Raw genomic sequence first — 23,804 nt, forward strand, 5'->3', positions numbered from 1 at the left:
GCGTTCTACCTCCTCATGCAAATGCGGTAAGCGCTGCCTCCGCCTCGCCGATCGCGTCCGGCGTTCCGACGGTCAGCCAATGTCCGGTCATTGGCATACCATAAAGGCGACCGGCTGCAATCGCTTCGTCGAAATAGCGGTTGAGTGAGGACACACCGGGCTCCGCGCCAGCGAAGATACGAGGATGGATGATCCCTGCTCCCGCATAGATCACCGGCTCGCCGGAGATGTCCCGTGCGCGGTGCAGATGCCCGTTTTCGTCGGCAACGAAATCACCCTTGCCTTCATAACCCGTTTCCTGATCGAGACGTGCCGTCATCAGGAGAATATCCATTCGGTCGGCATCCCAAGCGTCAGCGAGCGCCAACAGATTAGGAGCTTTCTCGTCGCCGACCCAGAATGTGTCGGCATTCAATATGACAAACGGTTCTGTTCCGAGTATCGGCAGCGCCTTCACGATGCCGCCAGCGGAATCGAGCAGCATTTCGCGTTCGTCCGAAATCACGATCTCAAGATCGTTGCGGTCACGAAGATGCGCTTCCAGTTGGCCGGCTAAATAGTGCACATTGACGATTGCGATGCCAATGCCCGCCTGCGCCGCCGCATCGAGCCCCCAGTCGATCAAGGGCTTGCCCGCCACCTTGACCAGCGGTTTAGGAATGGTTTCGGTGATGGGACGCATGCGCTTGCCAAGTCCGGCGGCAAGAACCATAGCCGTCTTCGGGACCATTTCAGGCATTCTCATTGCGCGGTCTCTTCCTGCTGCATCAATCCCAATTCCTCAAACCACGCCGCCACTGGCGCCATGACCGAATGCTTCAGCACACGGCCGAGATAGTCATGAATGCGTGGCAGATGTTTTAGATAATCCGGCTTACCATCACGCTCATCGAGCCGCACGAAAAGACCGAGCAGCTTGGCGTTACGCTGTGCGCCCATGGCCGCATAGGCCTTGCGGAACAAAGCCTCGTCGAACGCATGTCCGAGCGCACAACGCTCATCGCAATAGGCAGCGACCACAGCCTGTTCCAGCTCCGGCGAAATCGTCACGCGCGCATCGAGGGCCAGCGAAGCCACGTCATAGGCTGCCGGTCCAATCATCGCATCCTGAAAATCGATGACGCCGATCTTGTCCTTGCCTTCCGCTTCTGGAAACCAGAACAGGTTGGGCGAATGATAGTCGCGCAAGAGCAGGCTCTTCTCAACATCGGCAATGTCGGCGATCACGTGGTCCCATGCGGCTTCGTAAGCTTGCTTTTCTGCGTCTGTAAGTTGCCTTCCCATCATGCGCGGCGCGTACCACTGGCCGATCAGGCTGACCTCGATCATCATCGCATCGCGGTCGAAACCGGCGATGATGTGGTCGGGATGCCCCGCCACAGGTGCATGGTCTGGCCAGGAAACACCATGCAGATGCGCCAGAAAGCGTCCGGCGGCCTCATAGCGTTCGGCGACAGGTTCACCGGACGATGCCCGCACACCTACGGTTCCGAGATTCTCGAGGATCAAAAGCCCTGCATCAATATCTACCGCACGCATTTGCGGCACGCGAAAACCATGTTTTGCAAGCAAGCCATCAATTGCCACAAAAGCCTGAATATTCTCTGCAATATGGGCAAGCTGGCGATAGGACTTGCCATTACGTAGTGGCGGATCATAGGGCATCGCTGGCGCGTTCATGAGAACTTCCACACCATCAGAGGCACTTGTGATGAGTTCATATCTACGTGGACCAGCATCTCCCTGGAAATAACGACGCGTGGACTCTCCCCGGTCGTTTTTTTCAAGAAATGCGCGGATCATCCGACAGCGTTCCAGCCGCTGGATCGCAGCCGCTGGTCCCGACACGGTAATACGCCGCCCTGCTCCTTCATGGCTCAGCGTGACGGCAAACGACGGTTCGGGCAGGAAACTGTCGCCCTGCTCCGGCCATTCGGCCAGCACCACGCCATCTTCCAGGAACTCCGGCAACCCCAACTCATCCAGTTCTTCGCCGTGTGAAATACGGTAAAGATCGGCATGGGCAACAGGAATGCGCAAAGTCTCGTAACTTTGTACCAGCGTGAAAGTCGGGCTTGGGACATCCAGCCCCTCATCATCAGCAATTGCCCGGATGATAGCGCGGGCAAGCGAGGATTTTCCCGCCCCCAGATCGCCGGAAAGCGTGACAAGATCGCCCTTCTGCAGGGCGAGGGCGAAATCCTCGCCGAAACGCTGTGTTGCAGCTTCGTCGGGCAAGAAATAGCTGATACTGGATTGTGAGGCGCTCATGGGCACCCTTTACCTTATTCGGCAGCGACGCGGAAGCTACGTGTTTCCGACGGAAAACGGCAAATGACCGTTGTTCCACGACCGGAACCCGTATCGATATCGACCGACCCGCCATGCAGCTCGACAAAGCTCTTGACGATGGCAAGTCCGAGGCCGGCACCACGACGGCGACCTCCATTCGGATAGGACTGGAAGCGTTTGAAAACCGTGTCGAGCACTTCTCCGGGCATGCCGGGACCGTCATCGTGGACGGCAAAGACCACTTCCGACCCCTCGCGCGCCACCTGCAGCTGGATGCTGGAGCCTTCCGGCGCATAGTTGGTGGCGTTGGACAGGAGGTTGAAAAGTACCTGACGGACGCGGTTTGCATCGGCCTTGAATACATCCACGTCGTCGGCAATGTCGATGTCGAGCCCGATATCGTGGTCGCGCATACGCTCGCCGACACGGGAGGCGGCAGCGGAAATCGCTTCCACGACGGAAACCTCACCGACCTCCAATTCCATGATGCCTGCATCGACCGTTGCGAGATCAAGAATATCATTGACGATGGTCAGCAAGACCGATGACGACGTGCTGATATGGTCGAGATATTCGATCTGGCGCTCGTTGAGCGACCCGAAAGTCGGTGTCTGCAACAGCTCGGTAAAGCCGATGATGTTTGTGAGTGGCGAACGCAGTTCGTAGGAAACGTGCTGGACGAAATCGTTCTTGATCTGGTCGGCCAGTTCCAGCGCCTCGTTCTTTTCCTTGAGCGCCCGTTCGACGCGCACGGTGTCGGTGACGTCGATGAAGGTCAGCATGGTCTGGCCCTTCGGCAGTGGCACCACGGCAAAGGAAAGAATGGTGCCGTCGTCCAGCTCCACCTGTCCCATGCGCCCGTCACGCGTATCGAGAAAGCCAGTGACGGTGGAGACGAAATCATCCCACAATCCGTTGCCGCCGCGCTCGCCGCAAATCTTGGCAATCGACGAAATATGCGTGCCTTCGACAATGAGCGGCATCGGCAGCGCCCAAAGATCGGCGAAGGACGGGTTGGAAAGCCGGATGCGGCCATCAGAGCCGAACACCGCCACGGCTTCCGCCAGATGGTCGAGCGTTTCACCCTGCACCTTGATGAGCGTGTTGTAACGGCCTTCGAGCTCGAACTTCTCGGTCATGTTCTCGAAGAACCAGGTCACACCGCCTTGCGGATGCGGATTGGCGACGACGCGCATCGTCCGCGTATCCGGCAGATGCCACATATGTTCCTGCGGCTCGACTGCGCGATAGGCAGAAAGCACCGAATCCTTCCATTTGCGCCATTCCGGCTGCTCTGGAAGTTTGCCTTCCGAACGCAGGCGGTCAAGGATCAGCGTATTGCTCGGCTGCGATTCCAGCCAAGCCGTATCAAGTGACCAAAGCTTGGCAAAAGCCTGATTGAAGAATTGCAGCTTCATCTCGGGATCGAAAATCGCCACAGCAGTCGAAAGCTGGTCGAGCGTTTCAGCGTGGCTCTTCATGGTGCGGTTCAGTTCTTCGCGCACCGCCTGTACTTCGGTCTGGTCGAAACCGAGGCCGATGGAACCTGTTTCCGCGCTTACGTCCGTCACGTTGAAAAGGCGGCGGTCACCGTGCACCACAGCCGTCAGCTGGTCCTGCAGGACAGGCTCGGCAAAGCGATCACGCTCCAGACGCTGACGCGCCTGTGCGCCGAAAAGCTCGCGCCCTTCTGAAATGACCTGGCTCGCATCCGCCATATCGACTGCCTGCGCATAGGCGGCGTTGACCCATTCGACGCGACCACCGGCGTCGCGGGTCCATACCGGCTGGTCGATCCGGTCGAGAAGACGCCGGAAAAGCTCGATACGCTCGGAAAATTCACGGTTCTGCGCCTGCAGTGCCGCGCGTTCCGCCTGCACGCCCTGCAGGCTGAGGAACCGGGCAACAGCAAAGCCGCCCGATGTGCGTCCGCGCACGTCGAGCAGAGTGCCGTTGACAGTTTCAACCGTGAGATCGAAAGACCGTGCCTGTTCACGCAGCATTCCAATGGCGCGCTCAAGCGCCACGACCGATTGCGGGCGCAACCAGCGGCCAAATGCCAGAAAGGTGGAGCGATCCTGCGGGGCCGCACTATCGTCTGGCAACAGTCCGACGACTTCAGCGCGTGTGCTATGGCCATCCCAGACCACGATGCGCTGATCCTTGAGGTTAAGCAGCGCTTCATTGCGCTGGGCGACCAGATTGAGGTCGGCGAATTTGGAACGCAGTTCCTTGTTTTCTGCGGCAACGCGCGATCGTTCGCGGATCAGCCAGCCCGCAGAAAGAAGCGCTGCGCCCATCACACCTAGGAACATGGAAAACTGGATGACTTCGAAAGCGCCGATACTGCCACCGCCGAAGGGCAGGGCGATACGCGCCGATTCCGCGCCCTGTGCGAAGGCAGGCATGGCGGCGAAAAGCGTCGAAAGAGAAACGGAAGCCTTCATCAGGGCTTTTTTCGGAGCAAGCCATGCGAACGGCTTTGCAACATGGGCGGCAGGAAGCCATTGCCTGCCAGTAACGATTGCGGAAACATTCCGCAAAATCCCCGTTGCGCCGAAATCTGGCATGTTGTCCTTTTCTCCGCCACCCGGCCATGAAAACCGCCACGAAGGCAGACCGGCCGTATTAAAACACTTCAATACACATCAAAGCCTGACCATACGCACGCCGCCACAGTGCACGATGGTCATCGCGTTTTGAGGTATTCTGGGGATGAATCGTCCTGTCGCTTCCCGCCACAACCGGCAAAAAACGCACAACGCAAACACCCGCTCAAACACCTTGATTCGCCTACACAATACCCTTCCGGCGAATCCGCGTGAAGCATCTTGCACGCAAAAAGAAAGACCGGGCAGTTTGTCAACCGCCCGGCCTCAACATGTAGTGCAATGCTTAACGTATGGTTAATACCTGTAGTGTTCCGACTTGAACGGGCCCTGTGGAGTGACGCCGATATAGGCAGCCTGTTCCTCGGAAAGCACAGTCAGCTTGGCACCGAGCTTGTCGAGATGCAGGCGCGCGACCTTCTCGTCAAGATGTTTCGGCAGCACATAGACTTCATTCTTGTAGGCGTCGGTGCGGGTAAAGAGCTCGATCTGGCCCAGAACCTGATTGGTGAACGAAGCCGACATGACGAAGCTCGGATGGCCAGTTGCATTGCCCAGATTGAGCAGGCGGCCTTCAGAAAGCAGGATGATGCGCTTGCCGTCCGGGAATTCGATCAGATCGACCTGCGGCTTCACATTGGTCCATTTCAGGTTGCGGAGTGCTGCCACCTGAATTTCGTTGTCGAAGTGACCGATATTACCGACGATCGCCATGTCCTTGAACTTGCGCATATGGTCGATGGTGATCACGTCTTTGTTGCCGGTCGTGGTCACGATGATATCGGCTGTAGAAGCGGCATCGTCGAGGGTTACGACTTCGAAACCATCCATTGCAGCCTGAAGTGCGCAGATCGGATCGACTTCGGTAACCTTCACGCGTGCGCCTGCGCCGGCGAGCGACTGGGCAGAGCCTTTGCCGACATCGCCATAACCGCACACGACGGCAACCTTGCCAGCCATCATGACATCGGTGCCGCGACGAATGCCGTCAACGAGCGATTCCTTGCAGCCGTACTTGTTGTCGAATTTCGACTTGGTGACGCTGTCATTGACGTTGATGGCCGGGAAGGGCAGGAGGCCCTTCTTCTGCAGCTGGTAAAGACGGTTGACGCCGGTGGTGGTTTCTTCCGTCACGCCCTTGATGGCGTCGCGCTGGCGCGTGAAGAAGCCCGGCGTTGCAGCCATACGCTTCTTGATCTGCGCGAAAAGCACTTCCTCTTCTTCCGAACCGGGTTTCGACAGAACGTCCTCGCCTGCTTCGGCACGCGCGCCGATGAGGATATACATGGTGGCGTCACCACCATCGTCGAGGATCATATTGGACGGTTCGCCGTCCGGCCACTGGAAGATCTGGTCGGTATAGGTCCAGTATTCTTCAAGCGTTTCGCCCTTGATGGCGAAAACCGGCGTGCCGGTTGCGGCAATCGCGGCAGCCGCATGATCCTGCGTCGAGAAAATGTTGCAGGAGGCCCAGCGGACCTCAGCGCCCAGCGCCTGCAGGGTTTCGATCAGAACGGCGGTCTGAATCGTCATATGCAGCGATCCGGAAATGCGTGCGCCCTTCAGCGGCTGCGACTTGCCGAATTCCTCGCGGGCAGCCATCAGGCCCGGCATTTCGGTTTCTGCGATATCGAGTTCCTTGCGGCCCCAATCGGCCAGGCTAAGATCCTTGACGACAAAATCTTGGCTTGCGGTCATCGCTTGCTCCAATAAAAGGCAGTTCCAGCTCGATAAAGATGTAATCAGCGGCCGGGATTGCATTCCAATATGGGGCGGCTTTCCACACGGGAAAGCGCTCCGGCTGCCGCCTTGACTAGCAGATCACAGCCAGAAGCACAACGCAATATAAAGAAATCTTTATACGTGCATATCAGGCAGGTTTGTCGAATACGGGGTCGATGACCGTCAAAGGAAGATCGACCTGCAATATTTCGAGCATGTGGCGAAACTCGGCAACGGGATAGGTTTCGCTTTCCGTGACAAGGGCAACTGTGCGACCGGAGCCGCCTTCGGGTAGCGGGAGTGCAGCGATCACGTCATCCGCCGGATCAAGAAACTGCCAGCCGGGACGGGCCGTTTCGAAAAACGGTCTGAGCCATGGCAGATGGGTGCTGGAAAGTGTCAGCGTGTCGATATGAGGGTGGCTCGCAGCAATGTCATCGCAGAATGCGGCGACCTTTTGCGCGGTCTCGTCCGGTTGCCGAAGAAAAGCGCCGTTTTCCACCAGCTCCACCATCGCAGACGCATTGATCAGAGCGACATCGCCTGGGTTATCGGCCTGTGTTCGGACAAAACATGCAAGTTCTTCGCTCTCGATCATCGAACGCACCCCCAAAACGGCAACCTTGCCGCTGTGGCTCATCGCAAGGGCAGTGCGTACCGGCGGCGCCACACCGTAAACCGGTACGGCGAACTCGCTTTTCAATGTGTCGAGGACCATGACCGAGGGCGCGTTGGAAGCAAGGACAATTGTTTGAGCGCCAAGGCTTGTGAGGTATTGGATCGTGCTGCGCATGATGGAAAGCAGCTGATCGTGGCTTTTGGCGCCATAGGGGAAACTGGCCCGATCAGCAAAATAGATGATGTCGCGCTGCGGCTGGCTGCGCCTGATCAGTTCAACCAGAGCATAACTGCCGATCCCTGCATCAAAAACGGCCACCGGATCGTTGAGATCACCCACGGCGGCCACAGTCTTGTTCTTCAGCATTCTTCGCCGAACTTGTCGGCGATGAGTGTCTGCAAGGCTTCCAACACGGCATCGGCCTGTTCACCGGAGGCACTAACGTCGATGCAGCAGCCGGGTGACGCGGCGAGCATCATCAGCCCCATGATCGACGTGCCGCCAACGGTCATGCCGTCCTTGCTCACGCGGACATGCGCATTGTAACCATCGACCAGTTGCACGAACTTGGCCGAAGCGCGGGCATGAAGTCCGCGCTTGTTGACGATCTCGAAGGATCGGGAAACTGCAGTTTCGGGTTCGTATTCACCGGTAACGGGCACGCTGGAGTGCATGAATTACTTTCCTGTCAGGACCTGGCTCGCAACATTAATATATTTGCGCCCCGCATCCTGCGCCTCACGCAGGGCTGTCTTGATGTCGCCCCCGATGCGGACGCTCGACAGCTTGATAAGCATCGGCAGATTGACACCTGCGATGACTTCGACCTTGCCTTCCTTCATGACGGAAATGGCGAGATTGGACGGTGTACCACCGAACATATCGGTCAGGATGATGACCCCGCTGCCATTATCGGCGCGTTCCACCGCATCAACGATATCCCGCCGACGCTGTTCCATATCGTCTTCGGCACCGATGCAAACGGTCTCGAAATTGTCTTGCGGCCCGACTACATGCTCAACAGCATGCAAAAACTCTTCGGCCAACCTTCCGTGCGTGACAAGCACGAGTCCGATCATACTATAAAAGCTCCCGTCGCGTGCCCGCCGCATCACCCCGCCAGAGTGTCAGATGGCACTGAAACCACGCCGGAAAAGCGCCGGCGAGTTGTGCATCTTGGCAGCGCAAATCTTGATAGCAAGTGAAAAATTTCCACGCTGCCACTAAAAAAGCAAAATGCCGCAGCGCTGTGAAATATTAGCCGATTCGTAACGAAGCCTGTTTCAGCCCTCGGAGGAGGGCCATTTTTCATAGAACAAGGTGGCTTCGATGGCCCGTGAAAGCGCGTTGGAATCGCCATTCGACGACAAAGCCGGCAAAAGAAGTCGGGGCAGTGAGATGCCCTCGAATTCCCACATTTCACCACTTGGATAGCGTTCGGCCTCGTCACGATCCACAAGCCGGACGACGAGATAAAGCGGAACGGCCTCCGCAAAAGCGACCTTAAAAAGCCCCGCCCCGCGAATCTCCACGCCACCAGCAAGGGCGGCTGGAACGCTGGCGATCAGCGTGCCGCTTTCCACATGAAGCAATGTGCGGTCGTCAGCGACCAGTGAAGCGACCTCTCCACGAAGGAGGGCTCTTTCCACAAGTGTCAGCGCAAGTTCGGTCTTGCCCGCGCCGGAACGCCCCATGATCATGACACCGCGGCCTTGAACCTGAAGCGTGGTCGCATGAAGCCCGCTTTTTTCCTCTTCAGGCGTCATGGGCTTGCAGGCAGGTCGACGATGAAGCGCGCACCCTTGAACTGGTCGGGCCTTGCCGGATCGACAATATTCTCTGCAGTCAGCGTGCCGCCATGCGCTTCTATGATCTGGCGGCTGATCGAAAGGCCGAGACCGGAATTCTGGCCGAAAGCCTCTGAGGCCGGACGGTCCGTATAGAATCGCTCGAAAATGCGCTCGATATTCTCGATCGGAATGCCTGGACCATTATCCTCGACAAGCACGCGCAAGCGACTGCCTTCGCCACTCAGCGACACGACGATGCGGCCTGTATCGTCCGGCACGAAAGAACGGGCATTTTCAATCAGATTGCTCACCACCTGACCGAGACGCAGATCGTGACCGGCAACATAGAAACCCTTCTTTCCGGCAGGCAGTTTGCCGGTATCGAAGACGATTTCCGTTCCGACCTTGTTGCGCCGCACTTCGCGCGCTGCCGTTACGAGATTGGTCAGAAGCGTCTTCATGTCGACGCGGTCGATATGTTCGCGCGCAAGTTCCGCATCGAGACGCGAAGCGTCGGAAATATCGGTAATCAGGCGGTCGAGGCGGCGAACGTCATGCTGGATGATATCGAGAAGCCGCTTGCGCGATTCTTCGGTCTTGGCGAGCGGCAGGGTTTCGACAGCGCTGCGCAGCGAGGTGAGGGGGTTCTTCAACTCGTGGCTGACATCGGCGGCAAAGCTTTCGATGGCTTCGATACGGGTATAGAGCGAATCGGTCATTTCGCGGATCGACGTGGAAAGATGGCCGACCTCATCCTGACGTTCGGAGAAATCGGGAATTTCCACACGGCTCTTCACACCATGGCGAACGCGGTCTGCCGCAGCAGAAAGCTTGCGCAGCGGGCTTGCAATCGTCGATGCGAGGAAAAGCGACAGAATGACCATGACCAGAGAAACGACGCCGAACACGCGGAAAACCGCCATGCGTTCACCCTGCACGATCTTGTCGATGTCGTCGCCTTCGGTGGAGAGCAGGAGTACACCCAATATTGCACGCGAGCGCTGGATCGGGACGGCAACCGAGACGACCAGCTCGCCCTTTTCATTGCGTCGCTGCGCTGTTTGCGGCGAACCGGCCAGCGCCTTGACGATTTCCGGATAGGCAAGGCCGTTACCGCCCGGCTGTTCCTGATAGACCGGCAGGCCTCCACCATAGAACAGATGCGAAATCCACGTCCCGGCCCGTTCCCAGATGGTCGGCGTCTCTTCCTCGATCGGCGGCAGGTCGTAGCGAAGTACAGGCCCCGCCGAAGGGAAGCTTGGTGAATAGAGTGCGCGCGAATCGAGCAACATATTGGCGTAGCGATCATAGATGCGCGCCCGCGTGCTCGTCGGCGAAATCAACCGGCGCAGCAAGGGAGAAACTTTTTCCGGATTGATCGGAAATTCCCAATTGTCGGGCGAATCCGGTGATGGCGTCAGGCTTTGCCCGGCCTGAAGCTCCAGAAGCTTTTCCGGGTCGATCATCAGAGAATTGGTATCGATGGTCGCCGAAGCCGAAATGGCGCCTGCAATGATCTTGCCTTGCGTCAGCAGGCTTTCGATCTTTGCATCAATCAGCCCCTCACGGAACTGATTCATGTAGAGAATGCCGGAAACAAGAACCGCCAGCGCCGCCAGATTGAGAAACAGGATACGGCGCGTCAGACTCGAGAACAGATATTGGCCAAGAAACTTGCGCAGGGGCGCAAAGAAGCGACGCCAGAACACCGAGCGCTGCCGCCGGGCCCTGCGTTCGCGCAAATCCGATTTCTGGCCGATAAGGCCGTCGTTCCCGGTTTCTGCGACCATGTCGCTCTGTCTGCTCTCATTAAACTACCGCCAGACCTTACGGACTGGCGATATGTAATTATCTATCAAGCCTCGCGGAAGCGATAGCCAACGCCATAGAGCGTTTCGATCATTTCGAAATCGTCGTCAACCGCCTTGAACTTCTTGCGCAGGCGCTTGATATGGCTGTCGATGGTACGGTCATCCACATAGACCTGCTCATCATAAGCCGCATCCATGAGGGCGTCACGGCTTTTCACGACGCCCGGACGCTGTGCCAACGAATGAAGAATCAGGAACTCAGTGACCGTCAGCGTTACCGGCTCGCCCTTCCAGGTGCAGGTGTGACGCTCCTGATCCATGACCAGCTGGCCGCGCTCAAGCGATTTGGCCTGCTGTCCGGTCGGCTTGGCCGTGCCATCGCGTGCGGCAACCCGGCGAAGCACCGCCTTGACGCGCTCGACCAGAAGGCGCTGCGAGAACGGCTTGGTGATGAAATCATCCGCGCCCATCTTGAGGCCGAAAAGCTCGTCGATCTCGTCGTCCTTGGACGTGAGGAAGATGACGGGGAGGTCGGATTTCTGGCGCAGACGGCGCAGAAGCTCCATACCGTCCATGCGCGGCATCTTGATATCGAAGATCGCAAGATTGGGCGGACGCGCCATCAGACCGTCCAGCGCGGACGCGCCATCGGTGTAGGTTTCGACCCGATAGCCTTCCGATTCCAGCGCGATGGACACGGAGGTCAGGATGTTGCGGTCGTCGTCGACCAGCGCAATTGTCTGCGTTGCCGAGGCTTCCTTCATGCGAACCTTTCTCCTTCAACTAAGCCAACCGGAATATCCGGCTGGTGACGTCTTTCAGCCGCCAGAGACTGGCGGGTTATAGATCGAGCGCCTTATTACACATCGATACTAGTATAATGTGCCTGCTTGTGCAGTACAAATTAGGTACAAAATGTGGCAGCACCGGAAGAAGCCGCGAAACGACGCTCTCCGAATCGCGCTTTGGTTAATGCCAGCCCGACCTTCATTCCCCGAAACTCACAGCTCATAACGCATAGATTAAACGATTTAAAAAAATTTCAAAAATTTTAAATCGATTAAATATTTGAATTGCCACGATTAATCTGTTTCTGACTGCCATCCTCAGTTTCGCGATCAATCTGGTAGGCGCGAAACGAGACCGATCAATTGTCAAACCATATGGCGGAGACATCATGAGAGAGACCGGCATTCACAACACGGCCGCTTCCATTGCCACTTCAGGACTGAAGGAAATCTCCGCAGTCTTTTACAACCTTGGGGCCGCCCGGCTTTATGAGGAAACCGTTCGCCGGGGCGAAGCCGAACTGTCGGCGCAGGGTGCGCTTGTCGCACGCACCGGACAGCACACGGGCCGTTCGCCGAAAGACAAGTTCGTCGTCCGCGATGCCGACACGGAAGGTCATGTCTGGTGGGACAACAACAAGCCGATGAGCCGCGAGGCCTTCGAGCTTCTTTATGCCGATTTCATCGACCATGCGAAGGGCAAGGAGCTTTTCGTTCAGGATCTCATCGGCGGCGCCGATGCCGACAACAAGATCAATGCCCGCGTCATCACCGAGTATGCCTGGCATTCGCTGTTCATTCGCAATCTTCTGATCCGTCCGGAACAGGAAGCGCTCGCTTCCTACGTGCCGGAAATGACGATTATCGACCTGCCATCCTTCAAGGCGGATCCGGAACGCTATGGCGTGCGCACTGAAACCGTGATCGCGGTCGACCTGACCCGCAAGATCGTACTGATCGGCGGCACGTCCTATGCCGGCGAGATGAAGAAGTCGGTTTTCACCGCACTCAACTACATCCTGCCTGCGAAGGGTGTGATGCCGATGCACTGCTCGGCCAATGAAGGCCCGAACGGCGACACCGCCGTCTTCTTCGGCCTGTCCGGCACCGGCAAGACCACGCTTTCGGCAGATCCGACCCGTACGCTGATCGGCGATGACGAGCATGGCTGGGGCGAACATGGCATCTTCAACTTCGAAGGCGGCTGCTACGCCAAAACCATCCGTCTGTCCGCCGAAGCGGAGCCGGAAATCTACGCGACGACGCAGCGTTTCGGCACGGTGCTGGAAAATGTCGTTCTCGATGAGAACCGCCAGCCGGATTTCGACGACGGCTCGCTGACGGAAAACACCCGCTGCGCCTATCCGCTCGATTTCATCCCGAATGCATCGAAGTCGGGCAAGGGCGGCCAGCCGAAGAACATCATCATGCTCACCGCCGATGCCTTCGGCGTAATGCCTCCGATTGCCAAGCTGACGCCAGCACAGGCCATGTACCACTTCCTGTCCGGCTACACGGCTAAGGTCGCCGGTACCGAAAAGGGCGTGACCGAACCGGAAGCGACCTTCTCGACCTGTTTCGGCGCACCGTTCATGCCGCGCCATCCGTCGGAATATGGCAATCTTCTGCGCAAGCTGATCGCCGAGCACAAGGTCGATTGCTGGCTGGTCAATACCGGCTGGACCGGTGGTGCTTACGGCGTCGGCAAGCGCATGCCAATCAAGGCAACCCGCGCTCTGCTCGCCGCCGCGCTTGACGGTTCGCTGAACGAAGCCGAATTCCGCATCGATCCGAATTTCGGCTTCGCGGTTCCGGTCGACGTACCGGGTGTGGACACGTCCATTCTCGATCCGCGCTCGACCTGGGCCGACAAGGCTGCCTATGACGCGCAGGCCAAGAAGCTTGTCGACATGTTCGTCACGAATTTCGAAAAATTCGAAAGCCATGTCGATCACGAGGTAAAGGACGCGGCGCCAGCGATCCGTATCGCTGCGGAATAGCTTTTTCTACGCATGTCTTTATCCAAAAACCGGTTCCCACTTTTTGGAGACATGCTTTTACCATCCTGAGGAGGAGGGAGAGCCCGGCTGAAAGGCCGGGTTTTTCTTTTGTATAAGGGATACAAAGCGGTATATCTCCTCGTCATGGAAGAGAACCGGAACATCATCCGCATCACCAATCGCCTGACGATCCGTGAAGACGATCTGGAGGAGAGCTTCATTCGTGCCTCCGGGCCGGGCGGTCAGAACGTCAACAAGGTTTCGACTGCCGTGCAGCTGCGCTTTCATGCCGTGAGAGCAGGCCTGCCGGAAGATATCCTGTCACGGCTCTTCAAGCTTGCCGGACAGAAAGGTACCAAGGACGGCGATATTCTGATCGAGGCCAATCGTTTCCGCACCCAGGAGCGCAACCGCGAGGACGCGCGCGAACGGCTGATCGCGCTTATTGCCAAAGCTGCCGAACCACCGCCGCCGCCACGCAAGAAGACCAGGCCCACAAAAGGCTCCGTCGAACGCCGCCTCAAGGCCAAGTCTGGACGATCCGACATCAAGAAGGGCCGCGGCAAGGTTTCTTACGATTAAAAGGAACCACGGGGCGGAAACTCTCCGCCATCAACATCCGGCAGATAGATTTCCGCCGCCATGAAGGTGACGGCCTTGCCCGCAAGCAGGACGCGGTCGTCTTTCAGTTCGCAAAGAAGATGTCCGCCACGTGCCGACACCTGCTGTGCATGCAGTCGGTTCTTTCCCAATTTCCGGCTCCAATAGGGTACAAGCGTAGCGTGAATCGACCCGGTGACGGGATCTTCGGGAATGCCCGCGCCAGGTACGAAATAGCGCGAGACAAAATCATGCGACACGCCCTTTGCCGTGACAACTAGACCGACGGGTCCCAGTTTCGCAATCTGCGGCAAGTCAGGGACGAAAACGCGTACGGACGCCTCGTCTGCAACCTCAACGAAGATGTTCTCAAAATTGCGGAAGAACCGGCTCCCGTCCGATCTGTCAAAAAGCGGAGCGATGGAGGTCGGCAGTTCCGCCAATGGTTGCGGCGGAAAACACGGAATGTCGAGGACATAACCGCTGCCCGAACGAGAAACCCGGATCGGGCCGACGCGGGTTTCAAAATCCATATCCCCTTCAACATCATAATGTGCAGCAAGGACATGCGCCGTCGCCAGCGTGGCATGGCCGCAGAAATCGACTTCCGTCGTTGGGGTGAACCAGCGCAAACGCCAGCTATCCCCGTCGCGGCAGGCAAAAGCCGTTTCCGCCAGATTGTTCTCGCTGGCGATTGCCTGCATCAGATGGTCGGACAGCCACGCGTCGAGAATGAGAACGGCTGCCGGATTGCCACCAAACAGGCGGTCTGTGAAGGCATCCACTTGATACATGCGCAACGTTTGCGGCATTGTCGTTACTATATCTTCCGCTTTTATATTTTTCTCAGCGCAACTTCCTCGATCAGGTGATCGCTGCCCTTGCGCAGGATCAGATCGGCGCGCGGGCGCGTCGGCAGGATATTATCCTTGAGGTTCTTCAGGTTGATATTGTTCCACAGTCCTTCGCCAATCGAACGCGCCGCATCTTCCGAAAGCTGCGAATAGCGATGGAAGAAGGATTCCGGATTGACGAAAGCAGTCTCCCGCAGCCGCATGAAGCGGTCGATATACCATTTGTGAATCAGCTGCGATTCCGCATCGATATAGATCGAGAAGTCGAAGAAATCGGACACGAAGGGCACCATCTTGCCGTCTTCCGGCAGATCGCGCACCTGCAGCACATTGATGCCTTCAAAGATCAGAATATCCGGCTTGTCGACGATCTGATATTCGCCCGGCAATACGTCGTAGCTCAGATGCGAATAGAGCGGCGCACGCACCTGGCTCATGCCTGCCTTGATCGCTGACAGAAAGCGCAAGACCGCACCGACATCGTAGCTTTCGGGAAAACCCTTGCGCTCCATCATGTTCTGCTCGCGCAGGACCGCATTGGGGTAGAGAAAACCGTCGGTCGTCACCAGATCGACCTTCGGGCTCGATGGCCAGCGTGCAAGAAGCTCTTTCAGGATACGCGCAGTCGTGGATTTGCCGACTGCAACCGAACCGGCAATGCCGATGATGAACGGTGTCTTGAACGACTCTTCCATGTTGAGGAACTGCTTGCGCTGCTCGAACAGAAGCTGGCTTGCCTCCACATGCGCCGACAGCAATCGCGACAGCGACAGATAGATGCGCCGCACCTCATCGAGATCGATAGGATCGCCCAGCGAGCGCAGCCGTTTGACCTCGTCATAAGTCAAAGTGAGCGGCGTGTCGGCGCGAAAGCCCGCCCATTCCTCAGCCGAAAAGAAACGGTAAGGCGAGTAACGCGACGGCGTTAGCTGGTCCACTTTTTCCCACATATTGTCGCTGCTCTCCCTCAACGCCAATTCTGCACTAGCAGCTTTCAATTCGCTTTGCATTTATGCTTTCGGACGACCGGCCTTTTCCTCAAGACCAGTCTGCGCCGTGCGGCGTTGCAATTCTGCAAGAACCTCATTGAGTGGTACGTCCGCAATCTTGAGAACCACCAGCAGATGATAAAGCAGGTCAGCGCTTTCAGTGACCACTTCCGCGCGGTTGCCCTCAACAGCGGCAATGACCGTTTCCACGGCTTCTTCACCGAGCTTTTTCGCGGCCCGTGTCTGTCCCTTGGCAACAAGGCTTGCAGTATAAGACGAGCCGCCCGTCATGCCGGCACGCTCCGCGACGATGCGTTCAAGGTCGGAAAGTGTGAACTCAGTCATCGGATTTCCTTAAATCTTGCTCTTTAACGGACCGGATCGAGCCGCATCGGGATGCCAGCTTCGGCCATATAGCGTTTGGCCTCGCCAATCGTATAGGTGCCGAAGTGGAAGATGGATGCTGCGAGAACTGCCGTCGCATGACCGTCACGAATGCCCGCAACCATGTGATCGAGATTGCCGACACCACCCGAAGCGATTACCGGAACGCGCACGCTGTCAGCCACGGCTCGCGTCAGTGCCACGTCGTAACCGGCCTTGGTTCCGTCGCGATCCATCGAGGTTAGCAGGATTTCACCAGCGCCGAGGCTCACCACCTTCTGCGCAAACTCCACCGCGTCGATGCCGGTTGTCTGGCGTCCGCCATGGGTGAAGATTTCCCAACGGTCGGCTTCACCTTCGCCCGAAACCTTCTTGGCGTCGATGGCAACCACGATGCACTGGTCACCGAATTTGTCAGCAGCTTCTGCAACAAATTCCGGGTTCTTCACCGCAGCCGTGTTGATCGAAACCTTGTCTGCACCGGCCAGAAGCAGCTTGCGAATATCGGCAACCTGACGCACGCCACCGCCAACAGTGAGCGGCATGAAGCACTGTTCCGCTGTACGGGCGATCACATCGAAAATTGTCTCGCGATTGTCCGAAGACGCCGTGATGTCGAGGAAGCACAATTCGTCTGCGCCTGCCGCATCATAGGCACGCGCTGCTTCAACCGGATCACCGGCATCGATCAGATCGACAAAGTTCACACCCTTGACGACGCGTCCGTCCTTCACATCGAGGCACGGTATCACTCTTGCTTTCAGCATGGTTGTCCTCGATCTGCCGCGTCTCTTTTCAGTTTTGCCTGTCCTCGCTGTCCGGCCTTTGCCGGACTGTTCGCTGCGGGCAGGCGGGAGCGGCCGTCTTTAACATCGAGGCAAGGAATTACGCGTGCTTTGAGTGTCATACTGCGGCCCTCAACAGGGATAATGCTTCTGCCGGATCGATGCGGCCATCGTAAAGCGCGCGACCGGAAATCGCGCCTTCCAGCTTGCGGGCATCAGGAGCGGCAAGACGTTTGATGTCATCCATCGAGGCGAGGCCGCCCGATGCGATCACCGGGATGGAAACGCTATCTGCGAGGCCGAGCGTCGAATCCCAGTTGATGCCAGCCAGAACGCCGTCGCGATCAATGTCGGTATAGATGATGGCGGCAACGCCTGCGCCTTCAAACTTTTTCGCGAGTTCGATCACGCCCAGTTCAGACGCTTCTGCCCAGCCTTCAACGGCGACATAGCCGCCCTTGGCATCGATGCCGACAGCAACCCGACCCGGAAATGCCTTGCAGGCCTCTATCACCAATGCTGGATCGCGCACGGCGACCGTACCAAGAATGACGCGGCGCAATCCCTTGGAAAGCCAGTTCTCGATATGCTGGAGCGTGCGGATACCGCCCCCGAGCTGCACCGGATTTTTCGTGGCTTTCAGGATCGCTTCCACAGCCTTGCCGTTGACGCTTTCGCCAGCAAAGGCACCGTTGAGATCAACCACATGCAGCCATTCAAAGCCCTGATCCTCAAAGGCTTTGGCCTGTGCAGCCGGGTCTTCATTATAGACGGTTGCCTGATCCATGTCGCCGAGCTTCAGGCGCACGCATTGACCGTCTTTCAAATCGATGGCGGGAAAAAGGATCATAATGTCAGGGCTTCCATTTCAGGAAATTGGCAATGAGCGAAAGGCCGAGCAACTGGCTCTTTTCAGGATGGAACTGGGTTCCCACCATATTGTCGCGGCCAACCGTTGCAGTGACATCGCCGCCATATTCAGTAACGGCCAGCACGTCAGCCTTGTTCTTCGCATCGAACATATAGGAATGCACGAAATAGGCGTGCAAGCCGTTCTCGCCGGTCTCGATACCTTCGAAGACCGGGTGAGAATGTTTCACGTGAATCCTGTTCCAGCCGATCTGCGGAATTTTCAGCGAAGGATCGGACGGTGTCATTTCACGCACATCGCCCGCAATCCAGCCAAGACCCTTGGTCACTTCCTTTTCAAGGCCGCGCTCCGACATGAGCTGCATGCCGACGCAAATGCCAAGGAAGGGGTGCGCCTTCTTCAGAACCACATCTTCCAGTGCTTCCACCATGCCCGGTACGGCATGAAGGCCGCGACGGCAATCGGCGTAGGCGCCAACGCCCGGAAGCACGATACGGTCAGCCGTCGCCACTCGGTCGGCATCCGCCGTCAGTTCTATTTCTGCCGCGATACCGCTCTCATGCGCCGCACGCTCAAAAGCCTTGGTGGCCGAGCGCAGATTGCCGGAGCCGTAATCGATGATTGCAACACGCATTTTCAGTTTTCTCCGCGATGGCCGACAAACCCGATCGTCGAGCCAAATGAGGAATAGGTGGGACGAGGGGGCTGCTGCGCCCATTCCGGAGCAGGCTTGTCCGCAAGAGAGGTTGCTGGCCGGGCCGCATCTTCGAGGCTGTAGAAATAGCGGATCTCTGCTTCTTCCAGATCGGAGGCATCAATGACCGCTTTTTCGACAAAACCCTGACGCCTGAGCTTGGCGATCTTCCAGTTGACGCCTTCCAGCGCCACAAACAGCGATACCAGCAGGGTCAGAAGCGGAACCGCATCGGCGATGCCAAAGTAAGCTCCGACAAGCCCGAGCAGGATTGTAATGCCCAGAACAGCAAAAGCTTCAAACCACAGACGCTGGGTCAGAAGCCAGACGAAGGGCAAGACCAGCGCCAGTACATGGAATCCGTCGCGCACGAAGACGGCCTTTTCAGCGCTTTTTTCAGTCGCAATTTCGGACGGAAAACCGGTGTCCACTTTTCCTGAAATTGCTTTACTATCCCTCGGTTCCAGCACGACATATTGCGCCATGACCTGTCCTTCCGTTCGGGACCTATCCCTTTAACGAACCCTTGGTGGAGGGAATTGCATCCTTCTGGCGCGGATCGGTTTCCAGCGCCGCGCGCAGAACCCTGGCCACCGCCTTGAAGATCGATTCCGCAATATGGTGGTTGTTGGCACCATAATGATTGTTGATGTGGAGCGTGATGCCTGCATTCATCGCAAAAGCCTGGAAGAATTCGCGCACCAGCTCGGTATCGAACGCACCGATCTTGGATGTCGTGAAATTGACGTTCCAGACCAGAAAGGCGCGCCCGGACACATCGACCGCAGCGCCGGTCAGCGTATCGTCCATGGCCAGGTCCATTGAGGCATAGCGCACGATACCGCGGCGCTCGCCCAATGCTTTGGCAATGGCCTGACCGAGCGCAATGCCGGTGTCCTCGACCGTGTGGTGATCGTCAATATGCAGGTCGCCCTTGGCCATGACACGCATATCGATGAGCGAATGTCGGGAAAGCTGCTCCAGCATGTGATCGAAGAAGCCGACACCGGTGGTGATGTCGAACTTGCCAACGCCGTCCAGATCGACGGAAACGGCAATGCTCGTTTCCTTGGTCGAGCGCTCGATGCTTGCCTTGCGGGTGCTTTCTGCAGTCATAAGCTTTCCTCATTCAATAGCTTGGAGGCGTTCTAGAACAGCTTGCCCAGTTTGCCAATTCCTTTTGCCGGTTTGGCAAGCTGCAATTCGGCATTTGCAATTCGTCCGTACGTTCTTAAATATTCTCAGCGAAGCACGATTCATCCGCCAATGGCTGACGGAACCTGTTTCTTCAATAGATGAAGGGGCACCTGCAATTGCCTTCCGGGATTGCATGTGCCGCCAAAGGAGCATCCATGATCGAACATCATCCCACGACAATTTACGGCACGACCATCGTCACCGTGCGCAAGGGTAACAAGGTCGTTATCGCCGGCGACGGACAGGTTTCGCTCGGCAATACCGTCATGAAGGGCAATGCGCGAAAGGTTCGCCGCATCGGCAAGGGCAATGTGATTGCCGGTTTCGCCGGAGCCACCGCAGACGCCTTCACCCTTCTGGAACGCCTCGAAGCGAAGCTGGAGCAATATCCCGACCAGCTCATGCGCGCTTCGGTCGAACTCGCCAAGGACTGGCGCACCGACCGCTATCTGCGCAAGCTGGAAGCCATGATGCTGGTTGCCGACAGCAAGGTAACGCTGGCGCTGACGGGCACCGGCGACGTGCTTGAACCCGAACACGGCGTCATGGCCATCGGTTCGGGCGGCAATTATGCGCTGGCCGCTGCCCGCGCGCTGGTCGATACGGACAAGTCAGCCGAAGAAATCGCCCGCAAGGCGATGGATATCGCCGCCGATATCTGCATCTACACCAACCACAATATCATCGTGGAAAGCCTGGACGCAGAATGAGTTCGCTCGCGCAGGCCTCAAAACCGAGTGCGCAACGCTGGGGTCTGGGCGCCCTGATCGTTCTCGCCATACTCGCAGTGCAAGCCTCCTGGCTTTACTTCGACGGGCGGATCGCCATGTGCGAATGCGGGACCATAAAATTATGGTCGGGTTCGCTGATGACCGAAAATTCGCAGCATATATCCGACTGGTATACGCTGTCGCATATCATCCATGGCTTTCTGTTCTACTGGCTGTTCACGGTCATCGCACCCAAAGCCCCGCTCGGCTTGAGACTTGCGGCTGCGGTCGGCATCGAAGCCGTATGGGAACTGGTCGAGAATTCGAACTTCATCATCGAACGCTATCGCGCCAATACGTCCTCGGTGGACTATTTCGGCGACAGCATCGTGAATTCGGTTGCCGACACGGTTGCCGCCCTGATCGGCTTTCTGATCGCAGCCAAACTGCCAACGAAAATAACCGTCGCCATCGCGCTGTTCTTTGAAGTTCTGGCGCTGATCGTCATTCGCGACAATCTTACGCTCAACGTGATCATGCTGCTGCATCCGTTCGAGTTCATCAAGCAGTGGCAAAGTGGGTTATAATTATGAGTAATTTCTCTCCCCGTGAAATCGTCTCCGAACTCGACCGCTTCATCATCGGCCAGAACGACGCCAAGCGCGCGGTCGCTATCGCCCTTCGCAATCGCTGGCGCCGCCAGCAGCTCGAAGGCCAGATGCGCGAAGAGGTCATGCCGAAAAACATCCTGATGATCGGACCGACCGGCGTCGGCAAGACAGAAATTTCCCGCCGCCTCGCAAAGCTGGCCGGTGCGCCTTTCGTCAAGGTGGAAGCGACCAAGTTCACCGAAGTCGGCTATGTCGGCCGTGACGTCGAGCAGATCGTCCGCGATCTCGTCGAAGTTGCCATCACGCTCGTCCGTGAAAAGCGTCGCGACGATGTGAAGGCCAAGGCGCATCTCAATGCCGAAGAACGCGTGCTGGATGCACTGGTCGGCAAGACCGCCAGCCCCGCCACGCGTGACAGTTTCCGCAAGAAGCTGCGCAATGGCGAAATGGACGACAAGGAAATCGAAATCGAGGTCGCCGATACCGGCTCCGGCCCAAGCTTTGAAATTCCGGGCATGCCGGGCGCCAATATCGGTGTCATGAACCTGTCCGACATGCTGGGCAAGGCCATGGGCGGGCGCACCAAGACGCGCAAGACCACGGTGAAGGATTCCTATCCGATCCTGATCAATGATGAATCCGACAAGCTTCTGGATCAGGACCAGATCGTTCAGGAAGCGCTTCGCGTCACCGAAGACGAAGGCATTGTGTTCATCGACGAGATCGACAAGATCGCATCGCGGGAAGGTGGTATGGGTGCCGGTGTGTCGCGCGAAGGCGTGCAACGCGATCTGCTGCCGCTGGTCGAAGGCACGACCGTTGCGACCAAATACGGGCCGGTGAAGACCGACCACGTGCTGTTCATCGCATCCGGTGCGTTTCACGTATCCAAGCCGTCCGATCTTCTGCCGGAACTACAGGGCCGTCTGCCGATCCGTGTCGAGCTTAATGCGCTGACACGCGAAGATTTCCGCCGCATCCTGACGGAGACCGAGGCAAGCCTGATCAAGCAGTATATCGCACTGATGGAAACGGAAGAGGTGAAGCTGGAGATCACCGATGACGCCATCGACGCTCTGGCCGATATCGCTGTCGATCTCAATGCGACGGTTGAAAACATCGGTGCGCGCCGGTTGCAGACGGTGATGGAACGTGTTCTCGATGAAATTTCATACACCGCGCCTGACAAGACAGGCGCAACTTTCGTCATCGACGCGGCCTATGTAAAGGACAAGATCGGCAGCCTTGCCAAGAACACCGATCTGTCGCGCTTCATCTTGTAAAAGTGGCCATAAAGCCACGGCGCGAGTTCACTTTCGCAAATACTGCAAAAACCCCTCGACTTGCATCGGGGGGTTTTTTATTTTCCCCGCAACTTTTACCGAATATTCACCATATCAGGACCGTTTCCACACAATGATCAGAATAATGGGCGCAAAGCCGCGACGCATTTTTGTTGGATTTGTCCTGGCCCTCAGCCTTGCCAGCCAGAGCGCCTATGCAGCGACGGTCGTGCCTCCGGGCAATCGCAGTGCGGAACAGCCCCCAATTCCCGGCGCATCCGCCAAGCGCACGCGTGAGCTGAGCACGACGTACGAGAAGAAGTATCAGAAGATCTACAATCTCCTGAAAAAGGATGCCTCGCTGCGTTCCAAGATCCGCTCAACGGCAGCCGCCTATGGCATCGATCCTATTCATATTGTCGGCGCGATTGTGGGCGAGCACACCTATAATGTCGACGTCTATGACCGGCTGCAGACCTATTACGTCAAGGCCATGTCCTATGTGAACCAGGGCGTGAGCTTCGGCTACAATGGTGAAAGCATCGGCCAGTTCATCAAGAGGCCGGAATTTGCCGACTGCCTGAAACACAAGGACAGCTATTCGCTATGGTCCTGCCGCGAGAATGTCTGGAATAAGAACTTCCGCGGCAAATCTGTCGGTGGCAACGCTTATCCCAACAATCGTTTCAGCGCGGTCTTCTTCCAGCCCTTCTATGCCGGGCAGACATTCGGTCTTGGCCAGATCAATCCGCTGACAGCATTGCAGATGTCCGACATGGTGAACCGCGTTTCCGGTCTGCCCAAGCTCAACGCAGAAGACGGCAATGTCGTCTACAAGACGATCATGGACCCCGATCTGACGCTGCCCTACATTGCGGCGACGCTGAAACAGTCGATCAACTCCTACCGCCAGATCGCCGACTTCGACATTTCGAAGAATCCCGGCCTGACCGCCACGCTCTATAATACGGGCGGTGCCGAAGCACGCGCACGAGCGCTTGCCAACGAAAACGCCAAGCGAAAGGCGGACGGTCAGGAACCTTTGCTACCGCAGGAAAACTACTATGGATGGCTGGTCAATTCGAAGCTTGATGAGCTGAAAGCGCTTTTCTAGTGGGTTTTTCGAATTTGACGTTTGAAACGGGATTAATATCGGACGGGTATCAAACGTCAAATTCAATCCACTAGAGCGCGT

Annotated in this window: 24 protein-coding genes; 6 read left to right on the plus strand and 18 right to left on the minus strand. The window is 57.2% G+C overall.

Annotation, left to right across the window (positions count from 1 at the left end; translation table 11 throughout):
- Positions 1-13: 13 nt before the first annotated feature.
- The 10 genes from AC1RHM_RS18600 to AC1RHM_RS18645 form a co-directional block, all read right to left on the minus strand.
- Complete coding sequence (locus AC1RHM_RS18600; protein WP_010657685.1) at positions 14-745, minus strand: nucleotidyltransferase family protein; 732 nt, start codon at positions 743-745, stop codon at positions 14-16.
- Entirely contained in the window at positions 742-2,271 is a 1,530-nt protein-coding gene (gene tsaE, locus AC1RHM_RS18605) for a tRNA (adenosine(37)-N6)-threonylcarbamoyltransferase complex ATPase subunit type 1 TsaE (protein ID WP_492332606.1), read from the minus strand. Before tsaE ends, AC1RHM_RS18600 begins: the two co-directional genes overlap by 4 nt.
- A 14-nt stretch (positions 2,272-2,285) precedes the next feature.
- Positions 2,286-4,739 carry a sensor histidine kinase gene (locus AC1RHM_RS18610; protein ID WP_226622508.1) on the minus strand — a complete coding sequence of 818 codons (2,454 nt, stop codon included), beginning with the start codon at positions 4,737-4,739 and terminating at the stop codon, positions 2,286-2,288.
- A 459-nt stretch (positions 4,740-5,198) separates the two neighbouring features.
- A complete protein-coding gene (gene ahcY / locus AC1RHM_RS18615; protein WP_010657682.1) occupies positions 5,199-6,599 on the minus strand; it encodes an adenosylhomocysteinase in 1,401 nt (466 codons plus the stop codon).
- Between the two features lie 172 nt (positions 6,600-6,771).
- Positions 6,772-7,608: a glutamate racemase gene (locus AC1RHM_RS18620; RefSeq protein ID WP_010657681.1), complete on the minus strand. Its 837-nt coding sequence runs from the start codon at positions 7,606-7,608 to the stop codon at positions 6,772-6,774.
- Positions 7,602-7,916 (minus strand): HPr family phosphocarrier protein, encoded by a 315-nt coding sequence (locus tag AC1RHM_RS18625; RefSeq protein WP_010657680.1) that lies wholly within the window; start codon positions 7,914-7,916, stop codon positions 7,602-7,604. Before AC1RHM_RS18625 ends, AC1RHM_RS18620 begins: the two co-directional genes overlap by 7 nt.
- A 3-nt stretch (positions 7,917-7,919) precedes the next feature.
- Positions 7,920-8,321, minus strand: a complete 402-nt coding sequence (locus AC1RHM_RS18630) for a PTS sugar transporter subunit IIA (protein ID WP_006472522.1) — start codon at positions 8,319-8,321, stop codon at positions 7,920-7,922.
- A 204-nt stretch (positions 8,322-8,525) separates the two neighbouring features.
- Complete coding sequence (locus AC1RHM_RS18635) at positions 8,526-9,008, minus strand: HPr kinase/phosphorylase (RefSeq protein ID WP_010657679.1); 483 nt, start codon at positions 9,006-9,008, stop codon at positions 8,526-8,528.
- Positions 9,005-10,822, minus strand: a complete 1,818-nt coding sequence (locus AC1RHM_RS18640) for a stimulus-sensing domain-containing protein (protein WP_010657678.1) — start codon at positions 10,820-10,822, stop codon at positions 9,005-9,007. Before AC1RHM_RS18640 ends, AC1RHM_RS18635 begins: the two co-directional genes overlap by 4 nt.
- A 65-nt stretch (positions 10,823-10,887) precedes the next feature.
- Entirely contained in the window at positions 10,888-11,607 is a 720-nt protein-coding gene (locus tag AC1RHM_RS18645) for a response regulator transcription factor (protein ID WP_006468074.1), read from the minus strand.
- A gap of 413 nt (positions 11,608-12,020) precedes the next feature.
- Here AC1RHM_RS18645 and AC1RHM_RS18650 point away from each other — a divergent pair, with 413 nt between their 5' ends.
- Both AC1RHM_RS18650 and arfB read left to right on the plus strand, forming a co-directional pair.
- Complete coding sequence (locus AC1RHM_RS18650) at positions 12,021-13,631, plus strand: phosphoenolpyruvate carboxykinase (RefSeq protein WP_010657677.1); 1,611 nt, start codon at positions 12,021-12,023, stop codon at positions 13,629-13,631.
- A gap of 144 nt (positions 13,632-13,775) precedes the next feature.
- Positions 13,776-14,213: an alternative ribosome rescue aminoacyl-tRNA hydrolase ArfB gene (arfB, locus tag AC1RHM_RS18655; protein ID WP_010657676.1), complete on the plus strand. Its 438-nt coding sequence runs from the start codon at positions 13,776-13,778 to the stop codon at positions 14,211-14,213.
- On the opposite strand, the gene AC1RHM_RS18660 is transcribed toward arfB, so the two are convergent.
- From AC1RHM_RS18660 to hisB, 8 genes are all read right to left on the minus strand, one after another.
- Positions 14,210-15,043, minus strand: coding sequence for a PhzF family phenazine biosynthesis protein (locus AC1RHM_RS18660; RefSeq protein WP_010657675.1), 834 nt, complete (start codon positions 15,041-15,043; stop codon positions 14,210-14,212). The genes arfB and AC1RHM_RS18660 overlap by 4 nt on opposite strands.
- 23 nt (positions 15,044-15,066) lie before the next feature.
- The gene (coaA, locus tag AC1RHM_RS18665; RefSeq protein ID WP_010657674.1) at positions 15,067-16,035 is read right to left on the minus strand and encodes a type I pantothenate kinase; all 969 of its coding nucleotides are present in this window, start codon (positions 16,033-16,035) and stop codon (positions 15,067-15,069) included.
- A 60-nt stretch (positions 16,036-16,095) separates the two neighbouring features.
- On the minus strand, positions 16,096-16,419 hold the full coding sequence (locus tag AC1RHM_RS18670; protein ID WP_010657673.1) for a phosphoribosyl-ATP diphosphatase: 324 nt from the start codon (positions 16,417-16,419) through the stop codon (positions 16,096-16,098).
- A gap of 23 nt (positions 16,420-16,442) precedes the next feature.
- Positions 16,443-17,225, minus strand: a complete 783-nt coding sequence (gene hisF / locus AC1RHM_RS18675) for an imidazole glycerol phosphate synthase subunit HisF (protein WP_010657672.1) — start codon at positions 17,223-17,225, stop codon at positions 16,443-16,445.
- Between the two features lie 136 nt (positions 17,226-17,361).
- Positions 17,362-18,093, minus strand: coding sequence for a 1-(5-phosphoribosyl)-5-[(5-phosphoribosylamino)methylideneamino]imidazole-4-carboxamide isomerase (gene hisA / locus AC1RHM_RS18680; RefSeq protein WP_010657671.1), 732 nt, complete (start codon positions 18,091-18,093; stop codon positions 17,362-17,364).
- Between the two features lie 4 nt (positions 18,094-18,097).
- Positions 18,098-18,748: an imidazole glycerol phosphate synthase subunit HisH gene (hisH, locus tag AC1RHM_RS18685; protein WP_012091059.1), complete on the minus strand. Its 651-nt coding sequence runs from the start codon at positions 18,746-18,748 to the stop codon at positions 18,098-18,100.
- A gap of 2 nt (positions 18,749-18,750) precedes the next feature.
- On the minus strand, positions 18,751-19,293 hold the full coding sequence (locus tag AC1RHM_RS18690) for a DUF2628 domain-containing protein (RefSeq protein ID WP_010657669.1): 543 nt from the start codon (positions 19,291-19,293) through the stop codon (positions 18,751-18,753).
- A 22-nt stretch (positions 19,294-19,315) separates the two neighbouring features.
- Entirely contained in the window at positions 19,316-19,924 is a 609-nt protein-coding gene (gene hisB, locus AC1RHM_RS18695; protein WP_151576403.1) for an imidazoleglycerol-phosphate dehydratase HisB, read from the minus strand.
- Between the two features lie 236 nt (positions 19,925-20,160).
- Between hisB and hslV the strand changes: the two genes are divergently transcribed.
- From hslV to AC1RHM_RS18715, 4 genes are all read left to right on the plus strand, one after another.
- Positions 20,161-20,715: an ATP-dependent protease subunit HslV gene (gene hslV / locus AC1RHM_RS18700; protein ID WP_010657667.1), complete on the plus strand. Its 555-nt coding sequence runs from the start codon at positions 20,161-20,163 to the stop codon at positions 20,713-20,715.
- Positions 20,712-21,302 (plus strand): DUF2585 domain-containing protein, encoded by a 591-nt coding sequence (locus tag AC1RHM_RS18705; RefSeq protein WP_010657666.1) that lies wholly within the window; start codon positions 20,712-20,714, stop codon positions 21,300-21,302. The genes hslV and AC1RHM_RS18705 overlap by 4 nt, the downstream gene beginning before the upstream one ends.
- A gap of 2 nt (positions 21,303-21,304) precedes the next feature.
- Positions 21,305-22,609 (plus strand): ATP-dependent protease ATPase subunit HslU, encoded by a 1,305-nt coding sequence (hslU, locus tag AC1RHM_RS18710; protein ID WP_010657665.1) that lies wholly within the window; start codon positions 21,305-21,307, stop codon positions 22,607-22,609.
- A 133-nt stretch (positions 22,610-22,742) separates the two neighbouring features.
- The gene (locus tag AC1RHM_RS18715) at positions 22,743-23,723 is read left to right on the plus strand and encodes a DUF1402 family protein (RefSeq protein ID WP_012091062.1); all 981 of its coding nucleotides are present in this window, start codon (positions 22,743-22,745) and stop codon (positions 23,721-23,723) included.
- Positions 23,724-23,804 lie beyond the last annotated feature (81 nt).

It is taken from the genome of Brucella sp. GW823-FHT04E01 (genome assembly GCF_058796175.1).